Consider the following 6,278-nt stretch of genomic DNA (forward strand, 5'->3'; position numbering starts at 1 on the left):
TTATGACTCCTTATGTCAAACAAAAAACGGACATCGGTTGGTGCGCCATGCCAGTCCTGATCATGAGACCAGCTTAAGAGTGGCGCCCCGCTCGATGCCCGACTACCAAATCGTTAACAATCGAATGTGCTACACCGGGCACGCCACTGTGGGCAAGCCTCGTCGCTCGTCAAAGCCAAAGACGATATTGGCGCACTGGACCGCTTGGCCCGCAGCGCCCTTGCACAGATTGTCGATAGCGCCCGTCGCCACCAGCACGCCCGCACGCTTGTTGAGCGCAAGGCCGATCTGGGCGGCATTGGTACCGACGACCGAAGCCGTCTTGGGCTGCTGGCCGGCATCGAGCACGCGCACAAAGGTGCGACCGGCGTAGAACTTCTTGTAATGGTCGACGACGTCCTCAAGGGTCAACGTGTCGAGTGCCTGCGGCGCGAGCGGCAGCGTCACCGTAGAGAGCAAGCCGCGCTTGAGCGGTGCCAGGTGCGGAGTAAAGACAATGCGGTCGGTCAGGCCCAGAATTTGCTCGATTTCGGGCGTGTGACGATGCTTACCCACGCCGTAGGCCTCCAAGTTCTCATCGGCGCTGCAAAAATGGGTGCGGGCGTTGCAGGACTTACCGGCGCCCGTCACGCCGCTAATGGCATCGACAATCACGGGACCGTTCTCGGCCACCCAGCCCGCACGCACGGCAGGAGCGGCAGCAAGGCTCGTTGCGGTGGGATAGCAGCCGGCGCAGGCGACCACAACGGGCTTTCCGGCGGCATGGCTGGAAGCAGCGGTCTCTAAGTCCTGGCAGAACAGCTCGGGCAGGCCAAAAGCGCGGGTCTTGAGCAGCTCGGGGCTCGTGTGCTCGGCGGCATACCATGCCTCAAAGACGGACGGGTCGCTCAGACGGTAATCGGCCGAAAGATCAAAGCAGGAGACGCCCGATGCAAGCAGCGCGGGCACCTGTGCCATGGCAGCCGTGTGCGGCACGGCAAGAAAAACCGCATCGCAGCTCTTAAGCTCGGGGGCGTCATGCGTGGTGAAAACCAGATCGCTCACGCCAGCAAAGCTCGGATACACCGCGGGCAGCGGCTGGCCGGCATCGGCGTTGGACGTAATGGCAACAAGTTCAAACTCGGGATGGCCGAGCACGAGGCGAATGAGCTCGGCTCCGGCATATCCAGCCGCGCCGACGATTCCAACCTTCAATGACATATCAGACTCCTTGTCTGCGATTTATGCACCGATGCGCATTTCGCAGTGGTCGTTATGAAGTGGGTTGAAACTTTAGCACCAAAAGATGCATGAACACGTAAATGGCTTGCATATTCATGCATTGAAACATTCCCGACACATTCGCTTGAAGGAATTGACAAATGGAGCGGGCCCCGTATTGACCGGCGCTCCTAACGGCGCCGGGCAATACGGGGCCCGCCCATGCGAAAACCAAGTTGTTAGGATGAGCCAGCTGGCTAAAGCTCGACCGGCACCCATTCGTCATGATTGCAGATAAAAGCCTCGGGATCCTCGACGCTAAAGAAGACGAGCGTGGGGTCGTTAGACCCCTCATAGTGCTCGCCCAGGCGCTCTAGATGCTTCCACCCGGCTTCGCGCATTTCGTCTAAAGCCCGGTCATCCAAGCCGGCACGCCCGCGCAAGATAAGCCAGCCATGGCCCGGCCACCAACTCGTGGCCTCAAAGCGCTGATTTTGCAGCAGTTCCTGCCACACATCTTTGGTGCGCGCTGTTACAAACCACAGCTTGCCATCCTGGATCTGCGCAAACGAAAACGGACGCACATGAGGCTGTCCGTCAACGCTCGTCGCCAAATACCATGCCGGCACCGACGTCAGATACTCCAACACCGTATTCAATCCGTCCATGTGTCCTCCTGGCGCTAGCTAATTCGGAACGGGTAGTTAATTTGAGACGCGCTAGAGCTCCAGGAGCTCCTCGCTGCCGTCGATATCACAGAAGCGCGCGGCAATGTTGCGGACCGAAAAGAAAGCAAGGCGGCCGTCGTTGGCACTGTCGTGTTCCTCGCCAATGCCCACCATGTGCTTAAAACCCGCTTGACGCACCTTGTCGCTCGCAACTGCGTCGTCCTCAAGTGCGGCTTCGCCGGTCAATACGATCCAACATTCCCCCGGCTTCCAGCCCGAGAGCTCAAACTTGGGATTCGCACTCAGCTCCGCCCACACGTCCTTGTCGCGCGACGTGCAAAACCACAACTTACCGTCATCGACCATGGCAAACGAAAACGGCCTCACGCGAGGCTGATGCCCGTCGGCCACATCGGTCGTGGCCAGATACCACGCCGGAATGCGCCTGAGATATGAACAGGCGCGCTCAAGCTGAGCCGTGCGGTCGTTGTCGGTCATAGGGGCCCCTTTCTTGCGCTCGAATCGCGCCTAAACAAGTTGAAGGTTGATGACGATGACACACGCGAGCAGCAGCGCCGTCACCACCGCTGCCAACGCATCGCCGCGGCCAAATGCAAGCGCATGCAGGCGCGTGCGGCCCTGCTCGCCGTGATAACAGCGTGCATCCATGGCGGCAGACAACGTCTCGGCATGACGGAACACGCCCGTGAACAGCGGAATCGCCACACTGCCGAGCATACGCACGCCGCCGAGCGGGCCTCCCGTCACGCGCGCACCGCGGCTCGCCTGCGCATCGGCCGTCTGTTTCATCTCAGTGGCAAACTGCGGCATAAAGCGCAGCGCGATACCCATAATCATGCCGAGCTCGTGCGCAGGAAGTCCCACACGCGCAAACGGCGCGAGCAGGCGCTCAAAGCCCGCGGTGAGGTCGAGTGTCGGTGTGGTGAGCGTAATGGCGCTCATGCCGGCCATCATCAAGCTCAGGCGGCACGCCATAAAGGCGGCAGAACGCAGCGAGCCCTCGCTTATCTGCAGAAAGCCGAGCTGCCACAGAATGCGCCCGCTCTGGTCGGAAAACAGGTTGAGCACTGCGACCACCACGACAATCGCCAGCAATGGTGCCATCGATGATAGGACCCGGCGCAACGGCACCCGGGACACGGTATAGATCAGGACAACGAAGATTGCGACCGGGGCCAGTCCGCGGAAGCTGCTGACTGTGAGCGTCGTGATCAGAAACACAAAGCCCAAGAGCAACTTAGTTCGCGGGTCCAGGCAGTGGATCGCACTATCGCCGGGATAGTAGCTGCCAAACGAAAACGCCTCCATCAGCGACCCTCCTCTCGCGCAACCGTCTTGGATTTAGCAATGTCCGCGACGTTAGAAGGACCGCCCGAGCGACCGATTAGCAGGTCCACCAACTCGTCTGCCAGCGACTCAACCGTATAGAGGCCGTCAAAGCGCAGCGGCACGCCTGCCTTCGCAAGCGCCAGCGCCATGCGCTGGGCAGCGGGAACACCCAAGCCGATTGATTTAAGCTCATCCGCATGCGCAAAAACCTGAGCGGGCGTGCCCTCGGCAAACACCGCGCCCTCGTTCATCACGACAATACGGTCGCAGCAATTGGCCAGGTCATCCATGCTGTGCGAAACCATGACAACGGTCAGGCCCTCGCGATGGAGTCGATCGATAAGCTCAAGGAAATCCCTGCGCGCAGCCGGATCGAGCCCCGCCATGGGCTCATCGAGCACCAGGACTTCGGGCTCCATGGCGAGTACGCCGGCGAATGCCACACGCCGTTGCTGACCGCCCGAAAGCTCAAAGGGACTCTTGTCGCCGACCGTGGAAAGGTCGAGACCCACGCGTGAGATCGATGACTCGACACGACGGTCGACTTCATCTTGCGGCAAGCCAAGGTTATGCGGACCAAACGCCACGTCCTGCGCCACGGTTTCGGCAAACAGCTGACGCTCGGGATATTGAAACACCACGCCGACCTTGGCCTTAACCGCGGCGGCGTCTTTCTTGTTTGACAGATCGAGCCCCAGTGCGCGAACGGATCCCTCCTGGGGGCGAATCAAACCGTTGAGATGCTGGACCAGCGTCGACTTACCCGAACCGGTATGACCCGCCAAGCCCAGGAACTCGCCGCGACGCACCGTCAGCGATACATCGCGCAGCGCCCACGGGCTGCTGGGGTCGTTTCCCCAGAGAGCCTGTTTGCTCGATTTGCCCGCAGTGGCCGAGCGCTTATGCCAGCGGCGGCGCTCGCGGGCGCTCAGCGAGTAACTATGCGAGAGGTGCGAAATCTCGATGACGGGCTCCGACGCGGCTGTCCCGTCGGTTGCAGAGGAGGCGTTGTCGAGCACACGAGAATCGGATGCAGAAGGCCGCCCTGCGGTGTCTTCCCCACTCCGGTCGGCATATGTCTGCGCAATCTCGGCGACCATATCCACCTCGCGCACCTGCGCATGAACGGGCACGCCCTTCGCACGAAGCGCCGTGCCCAAGCAGCACGACGCCGGCATATCCAAGTTGAACTGCGCAAGTTCGTCCGCCCGTGTCAAGATTTCCTCGGGCGTACCGAGCATGGCAACGCGCCCCGCCCGAAACACCGCGACACGATCGGCCTCGGCGGCCTCTTCCATAAAGTGCGTAATCATCACGATGGTCATGCCACGATCATGCAACGCGCGGCAAGCCTTCATGAGGCCCTTGCGTCCACGCGGATCGAGCATCGAGGAAGCCTCATCCAAGATGAGCACGCGCGGTTCCATGGCAAGCACGCCAGCAAGCGCCACGCGTTGCTTTTGGCCACCCGAGAGCGCATGGGTCTCGTGGCGCTCAAAGCCCACCAGGCCCACGCCCTTCAGCGCCTCGCGTACGCGCTGCGCAATTTGCGCCGATGGAACGCCAAGGTTTTCGGGACCGAACGCAACGTCATCTTCGACAAGCGTTGCCACCAGCTGGTCGTCGGGATTCTGGAACACCATGCCTGCGGTCGAACGAATGTCGTAGACCAGCTCGGGATCGGACGCATCCATACCGTTGATACGTACCGTGCCCGTATCGGGCTGCAGCAGCGCATTCAGATGCTTGGCAAACGTCGACTTGCCCGACCCATTGCCACCGAGGATGCAGAAAAACTCCCCGTCCTCGATGTTCAGATCGACACCGTCGAGCGCCGACACGGCACCGTCATAGCTAAAGGAAACGCCCCGACACTCAATCATGCGCGGCCTTTGACCTGGTCCTTTTTAGGCGTGATGAGGTTGGAGACTGCTTTATACACCGCTAGCGTCAACACCGAGTTAAGCACGGTCTTGATAAGGTTGAACGGCAGCACGGCGGGAATCATAAGCGGGGCGATCACATCGACCGAGCCATACCAGAACCATACGCCAATGGTAAGGTTTGCGACCATAGACAACGCCGTAGCGGCAATGACGCCGAGCACCAGACCAATCACGGCACCCTTATAGGTATGCATCTTCTGGTACACGATAGCCGCGGGCAGAATGTAGCCCAGCGTAGCAACCAGGTTCATAAGTGCGCCGACCCAATCGCCCGTGGTAAGCGCATGGATAACAATCGCCATAGCGGCAACAGCAGTACCGGCGCCAGGACCATACGCAAAACCGCACACCATCGCCGGCACCAGCGACGGGTCATACGTCAAAAACGGCGCCGAAGGAAGGATAGGCAGCTGCACGTACATAAACAGGGCGCCCAAGGCGCACATCAGCGCCATGGTAACGAGCTGTTTGGTGCTCCACCTATTCGTGTTCTCAAAATGGATATGCTGCGACTGTTCAGACATAAGATCACCTGCCTCTTTCATCCGGACTCTAACCGTTGGTACTGGGATCTCACCAGTTCAGCCGGCATGCGAACCAACGCACGCACGGGTCGCGGACTCATCGGCTCGGTCGCAGGCACTTTACCTGCGCCACGGCGTCCCTTTGACACCGCCCGATTTACCACCAGTGGGGAATTTCACCCCGCCCTGAAACAGCAATTGCAAGTGTAGCACGAGCAATCGTTCGCGCAAGTATGCCAAGGGTAATTTGTGGCGGGGACCAGTTGCCGCAACAACCACGTTCCCCACCCATCCCAAAGTAGCGCGCCTTTCGCGCAAAGCGCGAAACAGCGAAGGGGACAAGCCACTGCAACAACCACATCCTCCACTCGCCCCAAAGCGGCGCGCCTTTCGCGGCAAAGCCGCGAAACAGCGACCGGGACACGTATTCCCAACAACCAAGTCCTCCGCCCACGCCGACCTCAAGGCCGTAAACGCAGGGAATCCGGGGGCGTGACGGGGGCTTCTCTCCGGAACATTCCGCACTGATATTTTCTGTATTGAAGACGTCGATGATGCACCCGTATACCATTGACGTCGACACCATCAGA

Annotated in this window: 7 protein-coding genes and 1 riboswitch; all 7 genes read right to left on the reverse strand. The window is 60.2% G+C overall.

Going from position 1 to position 6,278, the window contains the following annotated elements:
• Positions 1-129 precede the first annotated feature (129 nt).
• On the reverse strand, positions 130-1,200 hold the full coding sequence (gene argC, locus GT571_RS06370) for an N-acetyl-gamma-glutamyl-phosphate reductase (RefSeq protein WP_161156128.1): 1,071 nt from the start codon (positions 1,198-1,200) through the stop codon (positions 130-132).
• A 257-nt stretch (positions 1,201-1,457) separates the two neighbouring features.
• A complete protein-coding gene (locus GT571_RS06375; protein WP_161156130.1) occupies positions 1,458-1,868 on the reverse strand; it encodes a pyridoxamine 5'-phosphate oxidase family protein in 411 nt (136 codons plus the stop codon).
• Between the two features lie 51 nt (positions 1,869-1,919).
• Positions 1,920-2,366 (reverse strand): pyridoxamine 5'-phosphate oxidase family protein, encoded by a 447-nt coding sequence (locus GT571_RS06380; RefSeq protein WP_161156132.1) that lies wholly within the window; start codon positions 2,364-2,366, stop codon positions 1,920-1,922.
• 30 nt (positions 2,367-2,396) lie between these two features.
• Positions 2,397-3,197, reverse strand: coding sequence for an energy-coupling factor transporter transmembrane component T family protein (locus GT571_RS06385; RefSeq protein ID WP_161156134.1), 801 nt, complete (start codon positions 3,195-3,197; stop codon positions 2,397-2,399).
• The gene (locus GT571_RS06390; protein WP_161156136.1) at positions 3,197-5,101 is read right to left on the reverse strand and encodes an energy-coupling factor transporter ATPase; all 1,905 of its coding nucleotides are present in this window, start codon (positions 5,099-5,101) and stop codon (positions 3,197-3,199) included. Before GT571_RS06390 ends, GT571_RS06385 begins: the two co-directional genes overlap by 1 nt.
• Positions 5,098-5,688: an ECF transporter S component gene (locus GT571_RS06395; protein WP_055252299.1), complete on the reverse strand. Its 591-nt coding sequence runs from the start codon at positions 5,686-5,688 to the stop codon at positions 5,098-5,100. The genes GT571_RS06390 and GT571_RS06395 overlap by 4 nt, the downstream gene beginning before the upstream one ends.
• Before the next feature lie 5 nt (positions 5,689-5,693).
• A riboswitch (FMN riboswitch) is annotated at positions 5,694-5,886 on the reverse strand.
• Positions 5,846-6,278, reverse strand: a 433-nt coding sequence (locus tag GT571_RS10005; RefSeq protein WP_204987204.1) for a hypothetical protein, incomplete at its 5' end; no start/stop codon positions are given. It overlaps the preceding riboswitch by 41 nt.

This window comes from Collinsella aerofaciens, assembly GCF_009876115.1.
GTDB lineage: Bacteria > Actinomycetota > Coriobacteriia > Coriobacteriales > Coriobacteriaceae > Collinsella > Collinsella aerofaciens_N.